Below are 25191 nucleotides of genomic sequence, written 5' to 3'. Positions count from 1 at the left end.
TGTTGAGTTAACCAATTTATTTTCATGGAGTGAAAAATGAATAGTAAAGTATTTTCGCAACGCTTTAATCGAGAATTGGCAACTCTGGGATTCCCAGAGGATTTAGCAGAAAAGACAAAAGCTGTATCAAAAGTATTTGGCGTCACACGCCATTTGGCTAATTCAATGATATTTGGTCATGTTCTTCCTGATAAAGAGCAACTGGATAAAATCGCAGAAATTCTGGAAGTTTGTCCCCAATGGCTAAGTGGTGCAACAGATAGAAAAAAGGCATATTCAGGCCGTGAAACTGCTGATAGTGTGTAATAAACCTGGAATTTCATGTATACTGAAAGCTAATAGACAGCGTTTGCTAAAATTATTAACTTTGCAAACGCTTTTTTCATTGTTAGGTTATTAAAATCATGGAATGCTTAAGTTTCTGTGTGGCCAAAACCATAGATTTGACTCGTCTTGATCTGCATCTAAAAAACGTCTCTAAAGAATTTAGCGCTGTAAAAACCCGGGATGTAATACGATTAAATTCTCATAGAAACAAAGATCATACCGTATTTATTTTTAAAAATGGAACTGTAGTGTCCTGGGGGGTAAAAAGGTACCAAATTCACGACTACCTGGATATTATTAAACTGCTTGTAGACAAACCTGTAGCGCTATTGGTACACGATGAATTTCATTATCAAATTGGAGATAAAACAGCCATAGAACCGCATGGTTTTTATGATGTGGATTGCCTAACCATTGAAGAAGACAGTGATGAGTTAAAGCTCAGTTTATCTTATGGTTTTTCTCAATCTGTCAAATTACAGTATTTCGAAACCATTATTGACGCATTGATTGAAAAATATAACCCGCTGATTCAGGCCTTATCTCATAAAGGAGAAATGCCTATAAGCAGAAAACAAATTCAACAAGTAATTGGTGAAATTTTAGGTGCCAAAAGTGAGTTGAATTTGATTAGTAATTTCTTATACCACCCAAAATATTTTTGGCAACACCCCACTTTAGAAGAGCATTTTTCCATGCTTGAGCGCTATTTACATATACAAAGGCGCGTCAATGCTATTAACCATCGTCTTGATACGCTTAATGAAATTTTCGATATGTTCAATGGTTATTTGGAAAATCGCCATAGCCATCACTTGGAAATAATCATTATTGTATTAATTACAGTAGAAATTATAATTGCAGTTATGAATTTCCATTTTTAGGGTTTTACCTTAAATTATGATGGCTCTAAAGTCCTATTTTCTCAAAGACACCTCTTTGCGCACAGAAATCCTTGCTGGCGCGACAACCTTCCTCACCATGGTTTATATCGTCTTTATCAATCCGAAGATTCTACACGATGCTGGAATGGATCAAGGTGCTGTATTTACAGCCACTTGTTTGATAACTGCTTTCGGCTGCGCATTAACAGGCCTCATCGCCAATACACCGATAGGCGTCGCGCCAAGTGTGGCTTTAAATATTTACTTTTCTTACAGCGTAGTACAAGGAATGGGAGTTGACTGGCAACACGCCTTGGCTATGGTATTCATTTCCGGCTTGCTTTTCCTGTTTCTTACCCTCACCAGATTAAAACGCCTCCTGATTGAAGCAATACCTCATAATTTACAAATAGCTATTGTTATAGGCATCAGTTTGCTAATCGCCTTAATTGCTTTAAAAAATAACCAAATCATTATTGGTGACCAACACAATTTAATGCGGTTAGGGCACATTATTAGACCAGAAACAGGGCTTTTTTTCCTGGGATTTATTCTTATTCTTACTCTGGATTACTATAAGATTCGCGGCGCCATCATCATCGGAATATTGAGCATCAGTGTCTTAAGTTTGACATTGGGTTTAACCCGTTGGCAAGGCTTGATTGCCCTGCCACCTTCGCTCAAGCCTACCTTTTTGCAGTTGGATTTCTCTGGTCTTTCCAGTGTCGTGGCTTTAAAAACAATTTTTACCTTTTTTCTAATCACGGTGTTTGATGCGACGGGATCATTAATTGGCTTACTGAGTTCAACTATTTTTAAACACGAAAAAAATTATTATATACGTCTGACTCGCAGTTTAACTGCCGATGCAGCCGCATCTTCCCTCGCAGGTCTAATAGGCTCTGCCAGTACTTCACCTTATATTGAATCAGCAACAGGAATTGAAGCCGGTGGAAGAACTGGGCTAACTGCACTGGTGATTGCAACAGGATTTATTCTGATGCTATTCCTTTTTCCACTTGCCAAAATGATTCCAAGCTTTGCAGTAGGTCCCGCTTTACTCTATGTAGCCTGTTGCATGATAAAACATATTACTAATATGAAACTACAGGATATCACAGAAACAGCACCCTGTATGGTCATCATCATGATGGTGCCATTCACCGCGTCGATTGCCGATGGGATTGGTTTGGGAATTATACTTTATACTCTTCTTAAATTATTTACCCGTCAAAAACCAAATCCTTTAATTATTGTTTTAAGTCTTGTTTTTATCGTTTTCTTTTTGATTAGCTAGTTGAGTGTATTTTTTAAATTTTCTGGATAAACTGAAAATAATTTTTTCGATATAAACCTTGGGTAGGTTGACTATTGCTCTCCATCCCCTACGTGCCATAAACAAGCCGGCAATGGGGAGCAATTGCCAACAGACCCTTGTCTACTCTCAAAAACTGCAAACATAAGTTTCTTTAATTTATTGAATTTAGTAGTATTTAAATAAGTAAGTTATGTATAAGATAGGTTATTATCTTGAATCGTTCGTTTAATGTTTCGTGCCAAAGCTTCGAGACGATGCTTAGGCATCTCCTCAGCCCAAACGAACAGCAGATATCGACTGCTTCTTAGTATAATACTTATCCATAACTCACGTTAGATAGCCAAATAACTGCCATAAGCCCATAGTTGGCTTCATAGTGATGGAATATCATGCTTGAACAATCTTTACGACATTATTATCAGCTTGTCCTGGTAGATCCCATACTGCCTGCTTTACGTGACAGGATAACGCCATTGTCCATTACCTGGTTGTCAGGGATATTGGGCTTGTTGTTTATTCCTTTTGTTTTATTAGACAAACCTTATATTGCTATTAGCTTTCTCTTGCTTTCGGGATATCTCGATACTCTTGATGGTTCACTGGCCCGCTTTCAAAATAAAGCCTCTGATTTTGGTTCAGCAATGGATATCGTCATGGATAGAATTGTAGAATTTTCTGCTGTTCTTGCTTTATATCTTTTTGATCCACAACACCGTGCTACTTTAACCATTTTAATGTTAGGCAGTATTTTGCTCTGTATTACAAGCTTTCTGGTTGTGGGAATTTTTTCTAACAATACCTCTCAAAAAAGTTTTTATTACAGTCCCGGAATAATGGAGCGTGCGGAAGCATTTCTATTCTTTATTTTTATGACATTATTTTCTAACTATTTTAATTTTCTTGCCGCTGTCTTTTGTTTTTTGGTCTGTTTAACAGCCTTGATAAGACTTTTTGAATTTAAAAGGAGCACACAGGCTTCAGGTTAGGGAAATAATAAACCTTCCGAAACCTGGTTTAATACTTTCTCTGATTTTAATGCTGACTCCAATACAAAATCTTGTATAATTTATAGCAATTCATAAAAGAGGCTTACAATGTTACGTATTTTTTTGTATTTTCTCTTACTCGTTAATACTACATTTTGCCTGGCAAAGACTGAAAAAGCCATTTTTGCAGGTGGATGTTTTTGGTGCATGGAAGCAGATTTTGACCATCTTCCAGGGGTTCTATCGACCACATCAGGATTTGATGGGGACACTATTCAAAATCCAACTTATGAACAAGTTTCTGCCGGCAATACCCATTACGCCGAATCGGTAATGGTGAAGTTTGATTCCAATAAATTAAGTTATAAAAAACTGGTTGAGTATTTCTTTATGCATATTGATCCTACCGTCAAAAATGCGCAATTTTGTGATCATGGCAGTCAATATCGCAGTGCCATTTTTTATTTGAATAATCAACAAAAGAAAATTGCCATGGAATATAAAAAAGAGTTAGAGCAAAAATTCCCCATAGTTTATACAGAAATTGTCCCATCGACTTCTTTTTATCCGGCAGAAGAATATCATCAAAATTATTACAAAAAAAATCCTATACGTTATAAGTATTATCGGTACCGCTGTGACCGGGATGCCCGAGTTCAAGAGGTGTGGGATAATAAAAAATACAAGAATAACTCTTGATCATGACCCATCGTTTTATCATTTATCAAAAAAGGATAAGCAAATCATGAGAAAACACGCTAATCTAATAAATAATAATTTTTAATTTTTTACTAATACAATTATGATTACTCAAGTTAACCAATTAGATGAACTTCAATTAAAAGACTTAAAAGCATTAAGAGCGGAGTGTAAAAAAAGCGATGGTAGCGTCCCCAATCTATATATCCATATCTTGAAGCAACATCGCTCCCTTCCCACAAGCTTCCTTTATTATCAAAACGGTGCCTTGATTGGGTTTTTGAGTGTTTATTTCTTTTATGACGATGCCGTTGAAGTCGCTGTTTTGGTTAATCCACAATATCGCAGACAAGGAATTGCCAAACAATTAGTATTGGCAGCATTACCCTTAATTAAGTCTCAAAACTACTTTAACTTGATTTTTTCATGCCCCTCACGCCTCAATGATAGCTGGCTGGCCCAAAAAGGATTTACCTATCTGCACAGTGAATATTTCATGGAGCGTGATGACTTAAATCCCATACTCGATTACAAGCGTTCATTGTCCTTTCGCATGGCGACTTTAGAGGATATTCCCATATTATGTGGCCTCGATGAAGTGTGTTTTCCTGATAAAAATCAAGATTTGGTTAACCGATTCCAGCAAATACTTAACGAAAGAGAATATGAAATTGTAATAGCTATGCTAAATAATCATCCTATTGGAAAAGCTCATATCCGCTGGCAAACCAAAAGGGCTACCTTGTCTGATATTGCCATATTACCTAAAGAACAAGGAAAAGGATTTGGTTCTGCCCTGATTGCTCATTGTATCAATATGATATTGAGTGAAGGCAAATCTCGGGTGGATCTTGATGTTGAAACCCATAATAAAAAAGCATTAAACCTGTATATTCAGCTTGGATTTCATATTCAAAATGCTTGTGATTATTGGTCAATTAATGTGATTAAACTTGAAAAATAAACCATTAAATTTTTAGTCACAAATCACATAACATAAATATGGCTTGACATAATTAAAATCTCACCATTAGTATTGCGAATGGCGGTAGAGGAAGGCATATTTTATCAAAAATAAGGATAATTAATGAAAAAAAGGGTTGTTATTACTGGTATGGAAATAACGTCATCCATAGGATCGGGAATTGATAAATTTTGGCTTGCTGCATCTCAAGGTCAATGTGGAATTAAACGCATCCAATCCTATGATCCTTCACCCTACTCTACCCAAATAGCAGGAGAAATCACTGACTTATCCCTAGATCATCTCCCCGAATTCAACAAAAGCAAACGCTATCCTCGTGCTGCTCAATACGCATTATTTTGTGCGCATCATGCCATAGAGCAAGCAGGGCTTGCGCAAAGTGAACTCAATGGAGCAGGCACCTTTATAGGCACAAGCATTGGCGGTCAACCTGAATTAGAAGTAGGTTATAGATTATTCTTTACAGACAGTTGGAAAAAAATCCCTCCTCTAAGTGTGATTAGAGGGATGCCCAATTCAATAGCAAACCATATTGCAATTGCTTTTGGCATTGGTGGACCAAACTCAACCATTTCCAATGCCTGTGTTTCATCTGGAGAAGCCATAGGCATGGCTTACCAACAAATCGCCCATGGTAATTTGACTACAGCCCTTTGCGGTGGAACAGAATCTTTGGTCTGGGAATCAGTTATGGCTGCCTGGTGTAAGCTTAGAGTCATGTCGACTAACAATGAAAATCCCTCACAAGCCAGCAGACCATTTGATCTCAATCGGGATGGAATGGTCATGGCAGATGGAGCTGGGATATTAATTCTTGAAGAATTACAACAAGCGAAAGCAAGAGGAGCAAAAATTCTCGGAGAAATCATTGGCTATGGTGCCAGTTGTGATGCATTCCATGTCACAGCACCAAACTCACAAGGACAAGCAAGAGCTATTTTTGCTGCTTTAAATGATGCGAAGTTATCAATTAACGATATCCATTATATCAATGCGCATGGGACAGGAACCCAACTCAATGACAGCACGGAAACAGAAACAATAAAAATGGTTTTCGGCAAAAGAGCTTATGACATCCCAATTACCGCTCAAAAAGCCATGACGGGACATGCGATTGGGGCGGCAGGAGCCATGGAAATTATTGCAACAACACTAAGCTTGCAAAAAAATATGTTGCTACCAACCATCAATCTGCACACTCCAGACCCGGCCTGTGATCTGGATTATGTGCCAAATGCAGCACGAGAAAAAACAATTGATATTGCTTTATCCAACCATTTTGCCTTTGGTGGAGCAAATGCCGCTTTGGTTCTGCGTAAATACATTAGTTAAGAATATAAATAGCTTAGACTAAACAGTAATTGATTATTATACAAATGGGTCAATCGTGGCCCTTTGGTAATATTAACTCCATCACCACCCAAATAACTTTTCCCTAAGTCTGCAAACTCATATCCCATACCAACTTGCCAGTTGCGATTTAACATCTTCTGGACACCAGCTCCAACGCTATAAGCAAAAGCATAAGTGGTGTTTGATGCAAACCATGGTGCAGGAAATAGAAATTGATTGATAGAAAGAGTTCTGTAATCATGGGCATTATTAAATGCTATACCAAAACTGCCGCTAAGATAGGGCTGTACGGGTGTAAAGGCGCTTCCTATCAGCTTGCCTTTTAGCTCTACTCGAGCATGATTAACCTTATAGTCATAGGAATATACATGGAGTAGCCCGTTAAGATTGACATCGCCAGTGACCTTGGCATCGCTTACTCCAGCTACCCCTAAACCTAATTGGCCAATCATTTTAGGATTGATCGCGCGCTGCAGCCCAAAAAACACCTCGCCGTTGGCTAAAACGCTAGTGGGAGAATCATCAGTAAAATAGAGATAATAATTTGGCGGTAAATTACGATTAAAATTAATAATATAGATTGGCGACATTGGATAAATATACTGATTTTGTCCGGGTGTTACCCAGGAAGGTCCCCCACTCACTGTAATAATAGATGACCAAAGCAAGGGAATTTCTTCATCATAAATCGGTTCTGAAGCAGAAAGATTCATACTAAACAAAACACATAATCCGGTGAGCAATATTTTTTTCAGCATATCCCGTCCTTTTGATTACAAATCAGCCCTCCTGATTCAGGCGCTTTAACGAACTGATTTTAATAGCAGTTATTTGATTTTATACCTTAATTAATCTCATTTTTCTAGGGTGCATTGACAATTCATCTTTGCCACAGGAATGACAGGATGACGATGAGAAAAATTATTAATCTGAAAGCCATTTGAATCGAGGATAATTCACTCGAAAATGGACAATAAGAGGTATATAATCGGTCTATTTTGCGGAATAGAAAGGTAAACTAATGAATTCTTCTCTTCGTGATATAGCAAACCTTGTTCAAGGTATTGTAATAGGTAATGATGTCATCACTGTTTCCACACTATCACCTATAGATAATATACTTCCCGGAGCTTTAGTTTTCGCTGAAGGTGAAGAAAACATCAAACTCGCTGAAAACTCTGAAGCGGCTGCTATTCTTATTGGTCAAGGGACTATCGATTCCCCAAAGCCATTAATTCAGGTAAAAAACCCTTTTAAAGCATTTATTACTTTACTCAACCATTTTTATCCCCCAAAAAAAATAACTCCAGGGATACACCCCACTGCCGTAATCGGTGAAGAAGTACAGTTAGGTGATCAAGTCTATATTGGGCCATTCGTAGTCATTGAATCAGGAAGTATTATAGGTAATCATTCGGTACTCAAAAGTCATATTCATATCGGTCATAATGTGGTCATTGGTGATAACACCATCATACATCCCCAGGTCACTGTTTATGATAATTGCCGTATCGGTTCCAATGTCACTATCCATGCCTCGACAGTAATAGGCTCTGATGGCTTTGGTTATACTTTTGTTGATGGACAACATCTCAAAGTACCGCATTCGGGATATGTAGTGATTGAAAACGATGTTGAAATTGGAGCCAATACAGCGATAGACAAGGCCACATTAGGTGCTACAGTGATAGGTGAAGGAACAAAAATTGATAATTTGGTACAAATCGCTCACTCGGTCAAGTTAGGCAAGCATAATATTATTTGTGCTTTTACTGGCATCGCCGGCAGTACCACTACCGGGAATAATGTCATCTTTGCCGCCAACGTGGGAGTAAGTGACCATGTTCATATTGAAGATGAAGTCATATTAGGCGCACGCACAGGGGTCCCCCCCCACAAACACTTAAAGAAAGGGACAGTATATCTTGGTAATCCGGCAAAACCCAAAGATGTAGCGATTAAGCATGAACTATCAGTCAATCGTATTCCCTTAATACGAAAAAACATTAAATCACTTACCGAGCAAGTTGCTGTAATTAACAAAAAACTCGATATTAAAGAAAAAGAGGTAGAATAACCATGAAGCCACCTCTGATTCTAATAGATGGTTCTTCCTATTTCTTTAGAGCGTTTCATGCCCTCCCACCACTGACAAACTCCAAAGGCCAGCCTACTGGCGCAATTTATGGAGTTGCCAATATGATTAAAAAAATAATCAAAGATTATCAACCAAAAGAAATAGCGGTTGTCTTTGATGCCAAAGGAAAAACATTCCGAGATGAATGGTATTCAGAATACAAGGCACACAGACCACCGATGCCTCAGGAATTGAGCTCTCAGTTTCAACCACTAATCGAGTTACTGCAAGCGATGGGATTGCCCTTGCTTATCATTGATGGAGTCGAAGCAGATGATGTGATTGGCACTTTGGCAAAACAAGCCACAGAGCAAGGCATACCCGTTGTTATATCAACCGGTGATAAAGACATGGCACAACTGGTCAATGAACATGTGTCTCTCATCAATACGATGAGTAATTACAGCATGGGTATTGACGGAGTCAAAGAAAAATTTGGTGTAGCACCTGAGCAAATCATTGATTACCTCACTCTCATTGGAGATACCGTAGATAATATTCCGGGAGTAGAGAAATGCGGCCCCAAAACGGCTGTAAAATGGCTTACAGAATATCAAACGCTCGATAATTTGATTGCACACGCAAACGAAATTGGCGGCAAAATCGGTGAATATTTACGTGCCAGCATCCCTCATTTACCACTCTCAAAAAAATTGGTCACTATCAAAACGGATTTGGATCTACCCTTAAATTTAAACCAATTGATGCCCACACCGGCCGATCATGAGCAATTAGTTAAATTAACTCGTGAATTGGAATTTAAATCATGGCTTAAAGAGTTACTGCAGGAAGAAGAGAATCAAAAATCTCCCAAAGAAAAGGATGCCGGCAATAATAAATCCTACGAAATAATAACTACTCAGCAACAGTTGAATCATTGGCTCAATAAACTGGAACAAAGTAAACAATTTTGTATCGATACTGAAACAACCCATCTTGATGTCATGCAAGCTGAGCTGGTTGGCATCTCTTTGGCAATTGAGGAAGATAAAGCATCTTATATTCCTCTGGCTCATACGGATGGCAGTCTACAGTTAGTAAGAGAAGAAGTTTTAACTGCTTTAAAGCCCATTTTGGAAAACCCAGCTATAGGAAAAATAGGGCAAAATATTAAATATGATTACAGTGTACTTAAAAATTATGGCATTACTTTAAAAGGCATCGCTTATGACACCATGTTGGAATCCTATGTGCTCAATAGTGGTGCAGGCAGACATGATATGGATTCTTTGGCATTAAAATATCTGGGCTATAAAACCATAAGTTATGAAGATGTCGCAGGAAAAGGAGCAAAACAACTCCGATTTGACCAAATTCCAGTAGAGAAGGCCGGGGTCTATGCAGCTGAAGACGCTGATATTACTTTGCAACTACATCATAAACTTTACCCCATGCTGGATGAATCATTACGTAACGTGTTGCATGATATCGAAATGCCTTTGGTGACTGTTCTCGCAGACATGGAAATGCATGGCGTTCTCATCGATCCCGTCATTCTAGAAAAGCACGGAAGTCGTTTGAAAGAACAAATGAAGTCCCTGGAAAATGAAGCCGTACAACTCGCTGGAAAAGCATTTAATCTCAATTCCCCAAAACAATTACAAGAAATATTATTTGATGAACAAAAACTGCCTGTTGTCGCGAAAACTCCCACAGGACAACCTTCGACTGCAGAATCTGTTTTACAGGAATTAGCTTTTGATTATCGCCTGCCAGCAGTAATTCTGGAATACCGAAGCTTATCAAAATTAGTCAGTACTTATATTGATGCATTACCTAAAAGAATCAATCCCAAAACACATAGAGTACACACCTCCTATAACCAGGCGGTAGCAGCAACAGGCCGCTTATCTTCCAGTGATCCTAACTTACAAAATATACCTATACGCAGCGAAGAAGGAAGGCTGATTCGAACGGCATTCATAGCACCGGCCGGCAGTGTGATCATAGCTGCTGATTACTCGCAAATTGAATTGAGAATAATGGCTCATTTATCCCAGGATGATAACCTTTTACACGCTTTTGCCAATGGCTGGGATATTCATGCAGCAACAGCGAGTGAAATCTTTCAAACGAATTTGGACTCCGTTACCAAAGAACAACGTAGACGGGCCAAGGCAGTGAACTTCGGCTTGATATATGGTATGTCAGCCTTTGGCCTGGCAAAGCAAATTGGTGTGGAGCGTCAGGATGCTCAACATTATATTGATACTTACTTCCACCGCTATCCCAAAGTACTTGAATACATGGACCGTACTCGTAAACAAGCACATCAACTTGGTTATGTTGAAACATTATTTGGTCGTCGTCTCTATTTACCCGAAATTAATTCACGCAACCTGATGAGACAAAAAGCGGCTGAACGCACCGCCATCAATGGGCCAATGCAAGGTACTGCCGCCGATATTATAAAAAAAACAATGATAGCTATCTCAAGTTGGGAGCGTTCACAAAAGAATCCTTCTGCAAAGATGATCATGCAAGTACACGATGAATTGGTTTTTGAAGTCCGAAAGGACGCAGTTGAAGAATGCCGAGCCATTATCCACAAGCTCATGGAACAAACTGTAAAATTATCTGTACCTCTTGTTGTTTCTATTGGAACAGGTTCTAACTGGGATGATGCGCATTGAGGCGCATAAAAACGCTTAATTTATTATCATTTAATAATAATTAATCGATGTTTGGCTAGCAAAAGAAGCATTTTGACAGCCCATAAACTCACTGAAATAATAAGACCATGTTTTATGAATACGTTCCAAACCAATGACTTTGGGCCAGGTATTATACTCATTCAAAAACCGACCATGATTCTTAAACACTTTAATAAAGTCTTCTCGCATGGCATCTGAATCAGACCAGGCTACAATAGGAATTTGTGGATATTTTTGTAATAGAATTCCTGCAAGCTCAGGGCCATTGCAATTCATTTCATCATTGCAGGCCCCCAGATCACCATCCATAACGACTATATCGGGGCAATAGTTATTGATAAAGGATAATGCAGCTTGACTATTATTCACAATAGTCACTGAAATTGATGCAACCACCGACTCCAACAATCGGCGCAAACAAAAGGCATTAAAAGCACTGTCCTCAACAATTAATACACGCATCACAGCTCCCTCTAAACTACGAGAGAAGTATAATGTGTGAACCTTAAGAAAATCTTAAGAAAAAGGAATTAGTCCAGTTAAAAATTGCAAATTGAGAAATCAACGCAGTTCCTTATCAAATTTTTTTTACAAATTGTGATTTTAATTTCATGGCACCTATCCCATCGATTCTGCAGTCAATGTCATGATCACCTTCAACCAAGCGGATATTTTTTACTTTAGTTCCTACCTTTATAACTTGAGATGAGCCCTTTATTTTTAAATCTTTGATGACAGTTATCGTATCTCCATTTTGTAATACGTTCCCATTGGCATCTTTGATAATCTTTGCAGACTCTTCGTTATTGTTATCGCTGCTTTTTGGCCATTCATGCATACACTCAGGGCAAATTAATGCTTCACCGTCCTCATAACTATATTCAGAAAGACATTTAGGGCAATTTGGCAATTGGTTCATTTTGTTGAAAAACCATAAATTAAATCAATTGCAACCTATTTTACTCTAATAGATATCATTTTAAAAATTTTTGATTACATTGAATTGTAATTAAACAGTACTGAAATGATTGGATAAATAATGATTAAAGAATCATTATTTATCCAGCGAAATAGAACTACTATGAATTATGGAGAGGGTTAGTCAATACGTATTCTTCTTGATATTTCTCTTCTTTACCTTGCCTTGGGGTTCCTCTTGATAGAACACTTGGGAAATGATCAACAGGATGAAGATTGTTAGTACTCGGTATTTGAGAACCACCCAAACCACGCATAGTCTCATGACTGCTTTGCTTAACATCAGAAACAGACTCTTTACGTGCAGGATCTGCTATGGATTCCGTTACTTTAGCAACTGCAAATCCAATGGCACTTGATAATGTAGCAGTGCCTGTACCGCTTATAGCACCGAAAGTCAAAGCTCCCAAGAGACTAACACCTGAAGGAGCAAAAACCCCAGTAGCCACCAACGTGACACCTAAGGCAAAGCCGAAACCAAATCCAATACCTGCAAAAGCACCCATTATCTTTAGGGTACGATAATCAGAAGATGAAACAGGTTGATTAGATAAAATGGGAGTCGTTTCCTCACGCAAGGATACATTGTCTTCTTGTGGTAAAACAGGGGTTTCTTTACCGATAGAAAGCTCTTCCTCTTGCTCATCTGGTAGCTTAACCTCTTCAAGAGGATTCACTTCAGGCGGGAACACTTTCCTAACATCTTCTAAATATTCGGACCATTCAAATTCCCCGGGATTCTTACAATACTCACGAATTTCATCCTCATTGTATCCATTACTCTTTACCGCACGCAGCATCTGAGCATAGTCTGCCGGACTATCATCAAAGATATAAACCCGATTGGCCTTCTCTGATTGGTGATTAAGCCGGGAATTGACATCATTAAATTTATACCCTGACTCCAGAATGGTTAACTTCCTGATTTCTTCATCGGAAAATCCTTGATATTTGAAAACTGCTTGAATGTACTCAACTCGGTTTTTGGTGACAATATTGACAGTCACATCATCATTTTTTAGTACTTCATGGAAAAATGCCACCGCTTCTGGTCTCATCAGGAAATCAGCATCTTGCTGGCTATGATCAAAATTTTCGTTGTATTTTCCAAATTTTGCTTCGAACAAAGCCTGAATTTCAATTGGATCTTTCATTGGAGTACTTTTATAGTCCTGTTCCACATCCATTTTATAGCCTTGCAACAGTGACTGATAAAATTCGGTAAATACAGTTTGATTACCGCTTCTTCCGGTTACTGTACCGTCAAAATCGGTAAAAATAATAACTTTAGGCATTGTATTTCCTTACTATTTCTCTTAATTTTAAATGACTCGATATTGTATAAAATTTAAATTAAGAGAATATTAAATACAAAAAATGACGAAATCCCTGTACAAATTACAATAAACTGTGTTGATGAGTTTTATCTAAGTTTTTCATTAAGACAGATTGGAGGTCTTGAGATGTGTTCAATAATTCACTTCGTTAAGGGATTATTATTCCTTGTTCTTTGTTCACTCTTTACTACCTCCTTATCACAACCAGTACAACATAACATTGAAGAGATAGCCGAATTAACTAAACCCCTTTCAGTTCAACCTTTTTCTCAATTCAGAACTACCGCTTTGGAAGATACTGGAATCATTCAAGTAATTGATGGCTCAGCCTGTGGTGAATCGAATCGCTCAGGCAGCGAGAATGCTATCAACTTGCAAAGAAGCTATGATTTACCGGATTACGCAACCGATGAGACTGTATTTCTCAATGGTTGGGATATGCGATATTTAAGTAGTGATCACCATATTGGTCGCGTTGCCTCAATCATTAGGAGTCCGCAACTGGAAGGCTCAAGATTAACCTGGGAAGCAATTAGTCTTTTAAGAGATAAAAATTTCGATGACGGGTTTCGCTGGTGCTATTATTATACGGTAGTTGCCTGGAATCGTAATCGAATCGACGCTCGAGTATTAGGAGCTCAAGATAATACCACCTTTTCTTTTTATAATGACAATGAGCATGTTGCCCTCGTTTCAGCGGCAGGTTTTTTCAATAGTGACTTTCTTTCTGGTAATGTTAAAGCAGCCGTGCTTCCCAGAGGTTTTGTTTATGGCTGGGAAGTAGGATTTGGCCAGGCAGATCATCATCTTTTACAAGTTGCTTACAACCTTGACCATAGTGAAACCTTCCTGCAGGCTGGCCGTAATTGGAGCGGACCTGCACCAAATGTTAGCAATAGCCAAGCTTCTCGTTTTGTCAGCAGGGAAGCACATGGGATGTAACCTCGCATTAATGTAAGAATATTTCCAATCGCCATTGTGTGTATTTTTAGACCAAATAGACGTTTATTTAATCGAAAAGTTCATGTATAATTCTTTCCTAAACTCAACCTAAATAAATAGAGATAAGGCAAAAAGCATGAAAAACAAATTTGAATTGTTTGATGAACTACCCCAAGAACTGCAAATTGAAACGACACCAAGTTTATCAAACCGAGAGTTAGTGAACTTGGCACAGACATCCAAATATCATTTGGCTTTGTTTAAACCTATGATTGATGTTCATAAATTATTGTATCACGTGACGCACGGAGAACATGAAGCGGTTAAAGTAATGTTAGAAGGAGACATGAGTTTAATTTATAAAAGGGGCAAAGTAACGGATTGCTCCGGACGAGTTTTTGATAATATCAGTGCTTTTGAATATGCACTGTGGGCTCTGGATAAACACATGTGGGCAAAAATGATTGCGTGTATACCACATAATGAAGAAGGCAGAAAAGTATTCGCAAAATTGATTGCTCAATACAACAAAGTCAACACAGACGGAGTAACTTATAGGCTCAATGGGAAAACAATCACTGAACAGCATTTTGATTTCAAAAACACCCTCATTAAAGAGCTGCAAACGCAAGTAAATTCGCTAAACGCGCCAGGGATTCAAGATTGGGATGCCATTGATAAGCAATGGCGAGAAGGTGTTGGTGGTGCACAAAAATTACTGCCTATGCATGTGGTTTATGAGTACTGCTCTAATGAGCCCTTTTATCCTGTTCCTAAGTTTACCTCACAACCAAAATCATTGAAAAAATTTTATAATTCGACTACTAAAAAGGCCGAAGATTGGTTTAGCGCTGATTCTAAGTTAGGTTCTGAGTTTGCTGTATATAGAGGTGGGGCAAGCCATTGGGCGTCTGTGATGTCATCGTCGTTGGGGTCGCCTGACGATTTAGTTGCCGTGAAGACATTATATGAAGTAAGAACCCAGGATTTTATTGATCTCAAATCACAACTTGAAGAACAAATGAGCTTGGATAATGACCACCATGCTGTTCGCCCGATGTTGACCGCATGGCGGTGAAGAAGCCTGGCGACGTGAGCCGCCACATGCACTATCGTTGCAAGTAACTGATGATTCGCCAGGGAGAAACCCCATCTTTGACCGTCCATTTAACTTTCTCGCGCGCTTTGCGCAATATTCTTGCATGAGAAACGAGGAATTCAACTTCTAACAAAAGTCAGAAAACATATGAAGCCAAAAATCTTACATGCCTTTGATAAAGGGGGTTGCTGAGAAAGAGAGCTATTGTTGAATCAGTTATCGATCAACTTAAAAACATTTCCAATATTGGACATTCAAGACTTCGCTCTGTCTTTAATTTTATGGTCAATTTGTTGTCAGGATTGGCTGCCTACTCTTTAAAACCCAAAAAGCCATCTCTGATTATAGAAAAAACTATGGTAGCTGTTGTTTGGCCAGCTATGTCGAATTCACGTTAGTTATGAAAAAGCACCAACCAGCCTGGTTGGTACACTTCGCTATAGCATATCCAGTATCTTGTGCGATAAAGATCATGTTCCGTTACACATAACACGTCATAGAATAACGTTGCTGGGGATGAACAGCACTCCCCCTCGTCTGATCCCGGTACCTGACTAATAGAAAAAATCAAATGTCTATATCGTGAGCTAACAATCGCCTGTTGGCACGAAAATAGGTCATTGGAGAATGCTCCAATAAATCGGATAATTTTTCCATGTAGATACAGGCGAATCTATCAACTTGGTAGGCGAAGTAGCTCTCTTCCGCCCCAGCGCGAAAAACTCTTTCCCACTTGGGATTATAGAAACTGTTTTGTTCTTGTAACAATCTTGAAATTTGTAAGTCAACAGTGGATATTTGCAATTGCAAGTCATGAATTTCCTGATCATACTGTTGAGAGCTTTCGTCAATACTTCTTGTGCAAAGATCGACGTATTTCTGCTCTAACTCTTTTTTAATAGCCATGGCTTCAACAATTTTCTTTTCAATTGGCAAAGCCCTTATTTGGGATGCAATTTCTTCACCTAATTCTTCAACAACCAAAGCAGTACGCCAATTACAATCTTTTTTCAATCGTAATATATCGCCGTAAATATGATCACCTATATAGAGAATTTCATCTCCGCCGATCCCGAGATCTTCAGTAAATTTTTTGGCATTACCTCCTTGATATACGCCAGGAACTATTGGGCCATGGACATTAGTCATCGTCCCGTTTTCGGGATTAACTGATAAAAATCGTAAGTTATCATAAAAGAAACGGGGTTTATTTGCCAAGGTGATAACAAACTCAAATAAACCTTGCCAGTGCTCCCCTTTATCCAGGAATGGGGACAAGGCATAATCCAACAACAATTTAGAATAAGAATATTCTGAATTGGTCAGAATAAATATCTTTTTCCCATAACGAATAAAATGCTTCAACCCTTCAACAACTTCCTTTTCTCTAATCACATATTTTTTCAAATTCTTAATAATTATATTTTTCAGAGTACCATCCGAGTGAACTTTATCCACACAATATTGCACGTCTTGTGCTATGGCTTGATAGCTTGGCATTTTATCTGGATTGGTATCTTTTAAATCAACCAGCTGGGCATACAGGATGCAAAATGCTATAGAAAAAGAAGTATCAATTGCCATGTAATTCGGATCACCCAGGTCAACATAAATACTTCTGTAAATTTTTTTCTGATCGCTAAAACTGATCTGTTTCGTGCCATGGTAACTCAATCTAATGGCACCATACCGGCTCAGTTTTAAAATATTGCCATTCTTACTGTCAATCACCAAGCCACGAATGGCATCATCAAAATTAAATTTGAATTTTTTAATTTCCTCAGGATAGTGAAAGCTTTCTGCCAGTCTTTCCTTGACGAGATCATAAACTAAGGATTCAAAATTTTTCGAATTATATCGGATGAGGGTATGGTCCATGTCCAAACCAATCAGTTTAATTTTTCTCATATTTATAATTCGATTTACAAAAACCTTGTGCGTATCCATTTTTGAGGAACCTATAAAATTATTGGCAATTAATGTTTTGAGATATGAACGTATACAAGTCGACTATTTTAAATTATTCACACCACTTGCTGAAGCCACTAACACTTTATCTGCCAAACGTTTGGCAAACACTCCATTTTCAACGACACCCGGGATTACATTAAGACTGTCTTCCAAGGCCATAGGTGTTGAGAAATTCAGATTAAACACATCCAGAATAATATTACCATTATCAGTAACGAAACCTTCTCTGTATTCAGGGTCTCCCCCTAATTTAACAATTTGTCGTGCAACAAAACTACGGGCCATTGGAATGACTTCCACAGCAACGGGAAATTCCCCTAAACGTTTCACAACCTTGGATTCATCGACAATACAAATAAATTGTGTGGCTACATTCGCTACAATTTTCTCCCGAGTCAGGGCTCCTCCGCCCCCCTTTATCATTTCACCTCGTTCATTGACTTCATCAGCGCCATCAACATAGATAGGTAAATCCTGTACTGAATTTAAATCAATTACAGGAATACCTTCTTCTCGAAGCAATGCTTCGGTTGCTTTTGAACTGGCGACACAAGCCTCTATCTTATGTTTGATTGCAGCTAATTCTTTTATAAAAAAATTAACTGTAGAGCCAGTTCCAACACCTATTACCATATCATCTTCAATATAAGCTATAGCTGCTTTGGCTGCTTTGATTTTTAATTCACTCACGAATTTGCCCTCTTTGCCTAATTACTTCATACAATGAAACGCCAGTCGCCACTGACACATTTAAACTCTCTACACTTCCCACCATAGGCAAAGAAAACAATCCATCGCAATGCTCGCGAGTCAATCTTCTTAACCCGGTTCCTTCTGCTCCCATGACAAGAGCGATGTTTCCAGAACAATCCATTTCATAAAGTAAACGCTCTGCTTCGCCAGCTGCTCCAAAGATCCAGACACCCTGTTGTTTTAAAATGTCCATAGCCCTTGCTAAATTAGTTACTCTCACCAAGGGAATTGACTCAGCAGCCCCACAAGCCACTTTACTAACAACGGGTGTAATACTTGCACTTTTATCTTTAGGAATCACAACAAAATCAACACCGGTTGCATCAGCTGATCGCAAACAAGCACCTAAATTATGGGGATCTGTAATCCCATCCAGAATAAGAATCAATACAGGTTTTTTACTTCTTTCTAATAAAGTAACCAAATCACTTTCACCGTATTCGGGTAATGCGGAGGCAAGTGCAACAACACCCTGATGAGTAAACTCGGAAAACTGCTGATTCATTTTCTGCGAACTTAACTTTTCAATAGGAACATGGGCTTTTTCTGCCTTGACTAAAAACTCATGAAGCCTTTTATCTATTCTGTCTTGATTAACAAAGAGTTTTTTTATCATTCGATGTGGATTCGCCAATAATGCAGAAACTGCATGCAACCCATAAACATACTGCTCATTCATTACTAACTTCATCCTCGACAGGCTCAAAATCTATTTTGCGTTCGTTTAAATCAACACGAGCTACCAACACGGTCATTTTATCTCCCAAACGATAGACCTGACCGCCGCGAGCGCCTATTAAACGATGTTTTGCAGAGTCAAACGTATAATAATCATTCTTTAAAGAAGTGACATGAACCAAGCCTTCTACATAAATTTCATCGAGTTCCACAAAAATACCAAAACTGGTCACAGCGGATATTCGTCCTTTAAACACCTGCCCCAATTTATCTTGCATATACTCGCATTTTAACCAAGTAATCACTTCCCGAGTCGCTTCATCCGCCCGGCGCTCCGTCATGGAGGAATGTTTACCCAAACGATTCATGTCTTCATGACTGTACTCAAACTCATAGACAGGATGATTATCCAGTAAATGCCCTATTGCCCTATGGATTAACAAATCAGGAAACCTTCTGATGGGTGATGTAAAATGGGTGTAAGCGGAATAAGCCAAACCAAAATGACCTTCATTCGATTCAACGTATTGAGCCTGTTTCAAAGAACGAAGCATTACCGTTTCAATAAGATGCTTCTCCGGTCGCTCACCAATCTGGTTCATAGTACGCTGGAAATCCTTAGGCCCAGGTTTTCTTCCCCCTCCCAATGACAATCCGAGCTCACCTAAAAACTGCCTCAATGCAGTAATCTTATCTTCTTCAGGAGCTGCATGAACTCGGTATAAAGTAGGAATTTCAGCCTTTTCTAAAAATCTTGCTGTTGCAACATTCGCTGCCAACATGCATTCCTCAATTAATTTATGTGCGTCATTACGTATTACAGGCACAATACATTTTATTTTCTTGTTTTCATCAAATTCGATTCGAGTTTCCGTGGTCTCGAAATCCATAGCACCTCTAAGTTTACGGGTGTCGAGCAGAACATGATATAAATCATAAAGAGATTCAAGCATAGGCCACAACGCTTGATGTTTTTCATCTGCCTTGCCTTGTTCCAACCACTTGCCAACTGCTGTATAGGTCAAACGAGCATGAGAATGGATGACTGCCCGATAAAAACGAGAGCGAGATATTTTTCCCTCTTGGCTAATCGATAATTCAGCCACCATACATAATCGGTCAACATGGGGATTTAATGAGCAAACACCATTGGATAAAGCTTCTGGCAGCATGGGCACTACCTTACCGGGAAAATAAACTGAATTTCCTCGCCTTGCTGCTTCTTTATCCAAAGCAGAATCTTTGGCCACATAATGACTGACGTCTGCGATAGCAACATACAGTTGGAAGCCTCCTTTGGGCTTTTTATAACAATACACAGCATCATCAAAGTCTTTTGCATCTTCCCCATCAATGGTTACAAAAGGAAGATTACGCAAATCGGTTCGACCTTTTAATTGCTCCTCGGCAATCTGCTGTGGAATTTTAGCCACTTCCACAAGAGCATCGTCTGGCCATTCGAAAGGAATGCCATGGGCATGGATTGCTACCTGAATTTCCATGCCAGGGGCCATATGTTCCCCTAAAATATGGATTACTCTGCCAATAGCTTGCGAACGCTTGTTAGGGTATGCGATTAATTCAACCAGTACTATTTGACCATTTTTGGCATTTCCAATGAATTCTTGTGGAATTGAAATATCCTGAGTCAGGCGCTTGCTATCAGGAATGACAAAATTCACGCCATGCTCAGTGAAAAATCGACCCACAACCGTAGCATTAGCATGTTCCAGGACTTCATGGATTTTAGCTTCTGCTCTTCCTCTCCTATCCAACCCAGACTGATAGGCAAGCACTACATCACCATGCATGACAGCTCTCATTTCTTTAGCGGAGAGCACCATATCATCGGAACCATCATCCGGAATGAAAAATCCAAAACCATCAGGATGACCTTGAACAGTTCCACGCAATAAATTAATTTTTTGTAATAAACAAAAGCGTCCACGCCTGTCCTGCATGATTTGCCCATCACGCAACATGGCTTTCAACCGAAAACCCAAGGATTCCTGCTGGCTCTCAGAGCTCAAATCCAATTTATCAAACAGTTTACTGCGAGACATAGGCCTACCGTATTCATCCAGGATTTCCATGATGTATTCCCGGCTTGGAATTGGCTCGGCGTATTTTTCACGCTCCCTCTTATAAAAGGGATCTTTGGATTTTTTACTCACTTTTCACCATTTTTCTCTTCAAACTTTATATGACTAAAACCTCTTTAGTCCTGTTCTACCATTTATCACTATAACTAGCAAGGATATGCTGTCAAGTATCGGACAATTCTGCATAAAACGCTCTTTATTTATCTTATTTCCAATCTTACAAGGCAAGAAGTCCTCATAATAAAATGAGGATTTGTTTTATATCGCCTAATCTCATATAGCCCATCATTAAAGTTTTAAGTTTTAATAAGGAATCAAGATTGAGAAACATGACGGCTAGCTAAACTATTTGCCAAAGGCTCAAGATGGCCGTATTAGCCGCCATCTTGATTTGTAATGAAAATTGATATGACTTGTTGCAGCATAGAATCGATAGCCATGCCCAGGATTGTCATCGATAAATTACTTCTCTGGCAATACAAACCCTCTTCCACCAACCGCGGCAGTTAACGCTGCTAAGGACATGTCTTCCGCTACCCAGAAAGTACCTTGATCGCTTGCCGGTATTTTTACCCCTTTCCATTGACATACGGCAATAGCATTTTCACATGGTATTTGTTGTTCATGTCCTGGCCTTGATTCTATACAATTTAAAATAAAGGCAGGTTTGTCCACTACCAAAGCTGACCATTTACCAGCCTGTAATCGACTTGTCCAACCAGCACTAGCTCCAGGATCTGTGACTGGATGAGTAATCCATAGATCCAAATTGGTCACATTGTGAATAAACACCAACTTATTTTTCTTTGCTTTTAATGTCACTGATTGACCTTGTACAGGTACAGCCCGACAGCCATCAGGAAAAGTGGATTCTGCAAAAAGCCCTGTTGAAAGTAATAAAAGATATAAAGAGAGCAAAATTCTCATGATTCACCTCATAATTTTTATATAACTATAAGTTATTTAGTCTTCACCAGTAAATCCAGCATCAATACCTACATCCATTACAGTCCCTGACTGCAGTTTCTTGTAAATGAAATCTAATACTCACTTTTTATTTGCCTTAGTCAATTATATAGGATTAAGTACTCATATCCGATAGATTTAGGAACAAATTAAAATCTCTAATCTGTTTAAAATAAATAGTGCACGAGGTTATTATAAAAAAACCTATGCAGATAGCTCAATCACTATCTTCATGATACAGTGACGCAGAGTAATTTTGTAAAACATGATATATTTCTAATAGATCTCTCTAATTTTTCACAAAGTTATCTGACAATATATCTGAATAACTTGTTGCTGTCGTGGCTGGAAGTTCTGTAAAGAATGTCATTTATCCAAACCTGAACAGTTCATTAGCAAAAAATCATGAGGCAGCAAAGCTGCCTCCAAAGAAACGGATAAAGAAGCTAAGGTGTAAAGCTCCGAACACACCTAACCGCATTATTGACGACCTTCAAATCGAAGCCAGAGATGCCATTGGATATGACCTGAATCCAGGCACGGCCCGTCGGATCCGCGTTAACCTCAGTAGAACTCCAGTAGGCACCAGCACCAAAATTACCAATAGCAACTCGATTGGTGTGAAGACAGTTTAACTGGCCTGATGATGTCGAGTTATTTCCAGCTGGCAAGAACCAATCACTGTAACAGGTGTTGCCTGGCTGACAAGGGGTATTTCCTTGAGAATCCACTTCATAGGTACTGCAAATACCAGCAGCATAAGTGTTCGCAGCAATGTTTTGTGGGCATCCTGGCGCACCACCAGGTCCTGTTAAACAGGCAACAATCGTCGCGGTATTGGCATCACCATCCGTATTACTCTGAGCATTAGTTGCTGTACCAAAACCGCCCCATATAATGCCAATGCCTGTGTGGTTATCTGCAGTTGCTGCAATCAAGTTGTTCAAGCCACCTTCCAAGCAGGCAATGACACCACCACTTGTAGGTTGTCCAACCGCGGTTGCCACATAGTTATAGCCATCAGTAAGTGTTGCACCACCAGCAGGTGTGTCAATGACTACATCGACAGGTCCAACGGCATGGGCAGGCGTGACTGCCGTCACTGTCGTAGGGTTGACCGCATTGACACTGGTAGCGGGTATTCCACCAAAGGTCACAGCAGTTGCCCCAGTTAGTCCTGTTCCAGTTAATACCACACCAGTCCCACCTGAAGCTGTTCCCGAATTTGGATTAACTGCCGTTAAAGTGCTTCCTGACTGGATGGCAATTGCTGCAGTCAGCACATTGGTATTGGTACCCTGGATAGTAAAGTTGGTTTGTGGCACTATCGTATTACCTGGTGTATAGGTCAAAGTACAACTACCTCCTGGTGGGACATTAACACAAGTATTTCCTGTTTCCGTCACGTTGCCATCCAGCGCTGTGCCCGTAAAATTTGAAGTAATGTTCGTGGCTGCTACTTCAGTCGTGGTGTTATTGATTGTTAGTTGACCAGTGGGGCCATTCACTGTCAGGATTAGTGGAGAGCCAATGACCGTAATCACCGCATCCGTGATCGGTGGTGCTTGCACGATATGTAAAATATTCGCAGCACTTGGCCTATAACACTGATTAGCAGAGCCTTGCTGGCATACAATAGGCCCATCAACAATGGGGCTACTTAACTGACTGCCGTTTATCCGCAAAGACAGAATACAAGAGCTTTTACCTCGTAAAACGAAAGGATTACCGCAAACGCCTAATCCTGTAGTAATTTGTACAATACTTTTGATAGGTTGCATAACTAGGGTGTGTGGATTAGTCGATTGATTAGTCACCCGGTATTCGACTGTAGCAGTACTATTGGCAGGTACAGCAACGCTAGTGGCAGTAAGCGGTTCAAACGTCCACACGGGGCTGCTAGCCTGTACTGTTGATATTATGAATCCAGATAAAATACCAAACCATATTTTATGGGGAGAGGTCCTTCTATTTCTTTTCATCTTGAGTATCCTTAGACAACATAAGTGAGGTTTAATAAAACACCATGGGTATAGAAGTGATTAAGCTTCAATCCTGAATTCATAGTCTGTCCTGCAGCTCTATCCAGCTCACTTTTACCCCAGTCAACCAATTCGTAGCCTATGCCCACTTGCCAATGTTCGTTAAATGCTTTTTGTACACCAACGCCTAAAGTGTACGTGAATGCAATTTGAGTATGGTTGTTGAAATTGGGATTGGAAAGTGCTTCAAAAATTAGTGGCGTATTCGAAAAATCATAGGCGCGATTAAAGCCAACCCCCAAACTTCCGCTCACCCAGGGTATGAGCCAATATCTCTTATCAAGAAGAAGCTTTCCTTTCGCAGTAATCCGGCTATGCCGAACTTTGTATTGGTAGCTGTGGTTATCAAACTGTGGGTCCGCATCATCCCAAATAACACCCTGCAGTTTGCTATTGTCAGTGGTTGCAACAGCCAAACCCAACTGAGCCAACCATTGGGAAAATAATATTTTTTGTATCCCAATAAAAAGCTCGCCGTTAGCGAGGGTATTTGTTGCTTTTCTAGCCACATACGTTTTTTCAATTTCCGGCGCAAGAAAAAACGTTTGAATCTCACCACCTCTTGCCCAGATAGGACCTGCACTAATAGAACCTACCCAAGCCCATCCTTTAGAAGGTGAGCCCATGGTTCCCGCTAAAGTGTACCCACTCAGAAAACTTGCTATTGCCATAGAGATAAAGAAACGACTCTTCATAAGGGCTCCTTGCATAATAAAAATGAGTCACTGGATTACCAAAAGCCAACAGTAACCGATTTAAATGGCAGTCCGGCGACTATTCTAATACACAGAACCAGTCTTAAATAGAGTAAAACAATAAAATAAAACAATGCGGAAAAGAAAGGAAAACTATGAAAAGGCGATTGCCGACAATATTTCCATTCATGGCTAATCACAAGCAACCTTTTTTGAATTTTAACGGATGGTCAATTTCCAAATCAACTCTTAATCTTTAGAACCCAAAATTAGTAGCTGACTTAT

The 25191-nt window shown here is 39.3% G+C and carries 22 protein-coding genes and 1 pseudogene; 12 read left to right on the top strand and 11 right to left on the bottom strand.

Annotated features, from left to right (window positions below; translation table 11 throughout):
- The first annotated feature begins 36 nt into the window (after nt 1-36).
- The 7 genes from EL201_RS00570 to EL201_RS00540 all read left to right on the top strand — a co-directional run bounded on the left by EL201_RS00570 (nt 37) and on the right by EL201_RS00540 (nt 6531).
- The gene (locus tag EL201_RS00570; RefSeq protein WP_027223216.1) at nt 37-306 is read left to right on the top strand and encodes a hypothetical protein; all 270 of its coding nucleotides are present in this window, start codon (nt 37-39) and stop codon (nt 304-306) included.
- Between the two features lie 98 nt (nt 307-404).
- Nucleotides 405-1211: an RMD1 family protein gene (locus tag EL201_RS00565; RefSeq protein WP_027223215.1), complete on the top strand. Its 807-nt coding sequence runs from the start codon at nt 405-407 to the stop codon at nt 1209-1211.
- 16 nt (nt 1212-1227) lie between these two features.
- Nucleotides 1228-2508, top strand: coding sequence for an NCS2 family permease (locus EL201_RS00560; RefSeq protein ID WP_027223214.1), 1281 nt, complete (start codon nt 1228-1230; stop codon nt 2506-2508).
- Between the two features lie 410 nt (nt 2509-2918).
- Nucleotides 2919-3515, top strand: a complete 597-nt coding sequence (locus EL201_RS00555) for a CDP-alcohol phosphatidyltransferase family protein (protein WP_027223213.1) — start codon at nt 2919-2921, stop codon at nt 3513-3515.
- A 108-nt stretch (nt 3516-3623) separates the two neighbouring features.
- Nucleotides 3624-4214 (top strand): peptide-methionine (S)-S-oxide reductase MsrA, encoded by a 591-nt coding sequence (msrA, locus tag EL201_RS00550; RefSeq protein ID WP_027223212.1) that lies wholly within the window; start codon nt 3624-3626, stop codon nt 4212-4214.
- A gap of 103 nt (nt 4215-4317) precedes the next feature.
- Nucleotides 4318-5178, top strand: a complete 861-nt coding sequence (locus EL201_RS00545) for a GNAT family N-acetyltransferase (RefSeq protein ID WP_027223211.1) — start codon at nt 4318-4320, stop codon at nt 5176-5178.
- A gap of 123 nt (nt 5179-5301) precedes the next feature.
- Nucleotides 5302-6531 carry a beta-ketoacyl-[acyl-carrier-protein] synthase family protein gene (locus tag EL201_RS00540; RefSeq protein WP_027223210.1) on the top strand — a complete coding sequence of 410 codons (1230 nt, stop codon included), beginning with the start codon at nt 5302-5304 and terminating at the stop codon, nt 6529-6531.
- On the opposite strand, the gene EL201_RS00535 is transcribed toward EL201_RS00540, so the two are convergent.
- Entirely contained in the window at nt 6528-7310 is a 783-nt protein-coding gene (locus EL201_RS00535; RefSeq protein WP_027223209.1) for an outer membrane protein, read from the bottom strand. The genes EL201_RS00540 and EL201_RS00535 overlap by 4 nt on opposite strands.
- Before the next feature lie 263 nt (nt 7311-7573).
- Between EL201_RS00535 and lpxD the strand changes: the two genes are divergently transcribed.
- A complete protein-coding gene (gene lpxD, locus EL201_RS00530; RefSeq protein ID WP_027223208.1) occupies nt 7574-8629 on the top strand; it encodes a UDP-3-O-(3-hydroxymyristoyl)glucosamine N-acyltransferase in 1056 nt (351 codons plus the stop codon).
- Between the two features lie 2 nt (nt 8630-8631).
- Nucleotides 8632-11322 (top strand): DNA polymerase I, encoded by a 2691-nt coding sequence (gene polA / locus EL201_RS00525; RefSeq protein WP_027223207.1) that lies wholly within the window; start codon nt 8632-8634, stop codon nt 11320-11322.
- Between the two features lie 30 nt (nt 11323-11352).
- On the opposite strand, the gene EL201_RS00520 is transcribed toward polA, so the two are convergent.
- From EL201_RS00520 to EL201_RS00510, 3 genes are all read right to left on the bottom strand, one after another.
- Nucleotides 11353-11805 carry a response regulator gene (locus tag EL201_RS00520; protein WP_027223206.1) on the bottom strand — a complete coding sequence of 151 codons (453 nt, stop codon included), beginning with the start codon at nt 11803-11805 and terminating at the stop codon, nt 11353-11355.
- 115 nt (nt 11806-11920) lie between these two features.
- Nucleotides 11921-12262: a zinc ribbon domain-containing protein YjdM gene (locus EL201_RS00515; RefSeq protein WP_027223205.1), complete on the bottom strand. Its 342-nt coding sequence runs from the start codon at nt 12260-12262 to the stop codon at nt 11921-11923.
- 160 nt (nt 12263-12422) lie between these two features.
- Nucleotides 12423-13616, bottom strand: a complete 1194-nt coding sequence (locus tag EL201_RS00510) for an HAD family hydrolase (protein ID WP_027223204.1) — start codon at nt 13614-13616, stop codon at nt 12423-12425.
- Nucleotides 13617-13784: 168 nt separating this feature from the next.
- Between EL201_RS00510 and EL201_RS00505 the strand changes: the two genes are divergently transcribed.
- The 3 genes and pseudogenes from EL201_RS00505 to EL201_RS15975 all read left to right on the top strand — a co-directional run.
- Nucleotides 13785-14600, top strand: coding sequence for a hypothetical protein (locus EL201_RS00505; protein WP_027223203.1), 816 nt, complete (start codon nt 13785-13787; stop codon nt 14598-14600).
- A 136-nt stretch (nt 14601-14736) separates the two neighbouring features.
- Nucleotides 14737-15678, top strand: a complete 942-nt coding sequence (locus tag EL201_RS00500) for a hypothetical protein (protein WP_032828948.1) — start codon at nt 14737-14739, stop codon at nt 15676-15678.
- Nucleotides 15679-15807: 129 nt separating this feature from the next.
- Nucleotides 15808-16097: pseudogene (locus EL201_RS15975) on the top strand (transposase); the annotation flags it as partial.
- Nucleotides 16098-16266: 169 nt separating this feature from the next.
- Here the strand turns inward: EL201_RS15975 and EL201_RS00490 are convergent.
- From EL201_RS00490 to EL201_RS00460, 7 genes are all read right to left on the bottom strand, one after another.
- Entirely contained in the window at nt 16267-17646 is a 1380-nt protein-coding gene (locus tag EL201_RS00490) for an HAD-IG family 5'-nucleotidase (RefSeq protein ID WP_027223201.1), read from the bottom strand.
- 63 nt (nt 17647-17709) lie between these two features.
- Nucleotides 17710-18360 (bottom strand): ribose-5-phosphate isomerase RpiA, encoded by a 651-nt coding sequence (gene rpiA, locus EL201_RS00485; protein ID WP_027223200.1) that lies wholly within the window; start codon nt 18358-18360, stop codon nt 17710-17712.
- Entirely contained in the window at nt 18353-19102 is a 750-nt protein-coding gene (gene rlmB, locus EL201_RS00480; protein WP_027223199.1) for a 23S rRNA (guanosine(2251)-2'-O)-methyltransferase RlmB, read from the bottom strand. Before rlmB ends, rpiA begins: the two co-directional genes overlap by 8 nt.
- Nucleotides 19095-21275 (bottom strand): ribonuclease R, encoded by a 2181-nt coding sequence (gene rnr, locus EL201_RS00475; protein WP_027223198.1) that lies wholly within the window; start codon nt 21273-21275, stop codon nt 19095-19097. The genes rlmB and rnr overlap by 8 nt, the downstream gene beginning before the upstream one ends.
- Before the next feature lie 390 nt (nt 21276-21665).
- Entirely contained in the window at nt 21666-22130 is a 465-nt protein-coding gene (locus EL201_RS00470) for a hypothetical protein (protein WP_027223197.1), read from the bottom strand.
- A gap of 485 nt (nt 22131-22615) precedes the next feature.
- A complete protein-coding gene (locus tag EL201_RS00465) occupies nt 22616-24151 on the bottom strand; it encodes an IPT/TIG domain-containing protein (RefSeq protein ID WP_231955102.1) in 1536 nt (511 codons plus the stop codon).
- An 11-nt stretch (nt 24152-24162) separates the two neighbouring features.
- On the bottom strand, nt 24163-24906 hold the full coding sequence (locus EL201_RS00460) for an outer membrane protein (protein ID WP_027223195.1): 744 nt from the start codon (nt 24904-24906) through the stop codon (nt 24163-24165).
- Nucleotides 24907-25191 lie beyond the last annotated feature (285 nt).

Origin of the sequence: Legionella pneumophila subsp. pascullei, from assembly GCF_900637585.1 — a bacterium.
Classification (GTDB): domain Bacteria; phylum Pseudomonadota; class Gammaproteobacteria; order Legionellales; family Legionellaceae; genus Legionella; species Legionella pascullei.
Note: the sequence above shows the minus strand (reverse complement) of the source record. Positions and strands in the feature narration are given on the sequence as shown.

Excerpts from the sequence above, each read along its gene's own strand:
- EL201_RS00570 (WP_027223216.1), top strand. The coding sequence starts at position 37 with ATGAATAGTAAAGTATTTTCGCAACGCTTTAATCGAGAATTGGCAACT.
- EL201_RS00565 (WP_027223215.1), top strand. The coding sequence starts at position 405 with ATGGAATGCTTAAGTTTCTGTGTGGCCAAAACCATAGATTTGACTCGT.
- EL201_RS00560 (WP_027223214.1), top strand. The coding sequence starts at position 1,228 with ATGATGGCTCTAAAGTCCTATTTTCTCAAAGACACCTCTTTGCGCACA.
- EL201_RS00555 (WP_027223213.1), top strand. The coding sequence starts at position 2,919 with ATGCTTGAACAATCTTTACGACATTATTATCAGCTTGTCCTGGTAGAT.
- msrA (WP_027223212.1), top strand. The coding sequence starts at position 3,624 with ATGTTACGTATTTTTTTGTATTTTCTCTTACTCGTTAATACTACATTT.
- EL201_RS00545 (WP_027223211.1), top strand. The coding sequence starts at position 4,318 with ATGATTACTCAAGTTAACCAATTAGATGAACTTCAATTAAAAGACTTA.
- EL201_RS00540 (WP_027223210.1), top strand. The coding sequence starts at position 5,302 with ATGAAAAAAAGGGTTGTTATTACTGGTATGGAAATAACGTCATCCATA.
- EL201_RS00535 (WP_027223209.1), bottom strand. The coding sequence starts at position 7,310 with ATGCTGAAAAAAATATTGCTCACCGGATTATGTGTTTTGTTTAGTATG.
- lpxD (WP_027223208.1), top strand. The coding sequence starts at position 7,574 with ATGAATTCTTCTCTTCGTGATATAGCAAACCTTGTTCAAGGTATTGTA.
- polA (WP_027223207.1), top strand. The coding sequence starts at position 8,632 with ATGAAGCCACCTCTGATTCTAATAGATGGTTCTTCCTATTTCTTTAGA.
- EL201_RS00520 (WP_027223206.1), bottom strand. The coding sequence starts at position 11,805 with ATGCGTGTATTAATTGTTGAGGACAGTGCTTTTAATGCCTTTTGTTTG.
- EL201_RS00515 (WP_027223205.1), bottom strand. The coding sequence starts at position 12,262 with ATGAACCAATTGCCAAATTGCCCTAAATGTCTTTCTGAATATAGTTAT.
- EL201_RS00510 (WP_027223204.1), bottom strand. The coding sequence starts at position 13,616 with ATGCCTAAAGTTATTATTTTTACCGATTTTGACGGTACAGTAACCGGA.
- EL201_RS00505 (WP_027223203.1), top strand. The coding sequence starts at position 13,785 with ATGTGTTCAATAATTCACTTCGTTAAGGGATTATTATTCCTTGTTCTT.
- EL201_RS00500 (WP_032828948.1), top strand. The coding sequence starts at position 14,737 with ATGAAAAACAAATTTGAATTGTTTGATGAACTACCCCAAGAACTGCAA.
- EL201_RS00490 (WP_027223201.1), bottom strand. The coding sequence starts at position 17,646 with ATGGATACGCACAAGGTTTTTGTAAATCGAATTATAAATATGAGAAAA.
- rlmB (WP_027223199.1), bottom strand. The coding sequence starts at position 19,102 with ATGAATGAGCAGTATGTTTATGGGTTGCATGCAGTTTCTGCATTATTG.
- EL201_RS00470 (WP_027223197.1), bottom strand. The coding sequence starts at position 22,130 with ATGAGAATTTTGCTCTCTTTATATCTTTTATTACTTTCAACAGGGCTT.
- EL201_RS00465 (WP_231955102.1), bottom strand. The coding sequence starts at position 24,151 with ATGAAAAGAAATAGAAGGACCTCTCCCCATAAAATATGGTTTGGTATT.
- EL201_RS00460 (WP_027223195.1), bottom strand. The coding sequence starts at position 24,906 with ATGAAGAGTCGTTTCTTTATCTCTATGGCAATAGCAAGTTTTCTGAGT.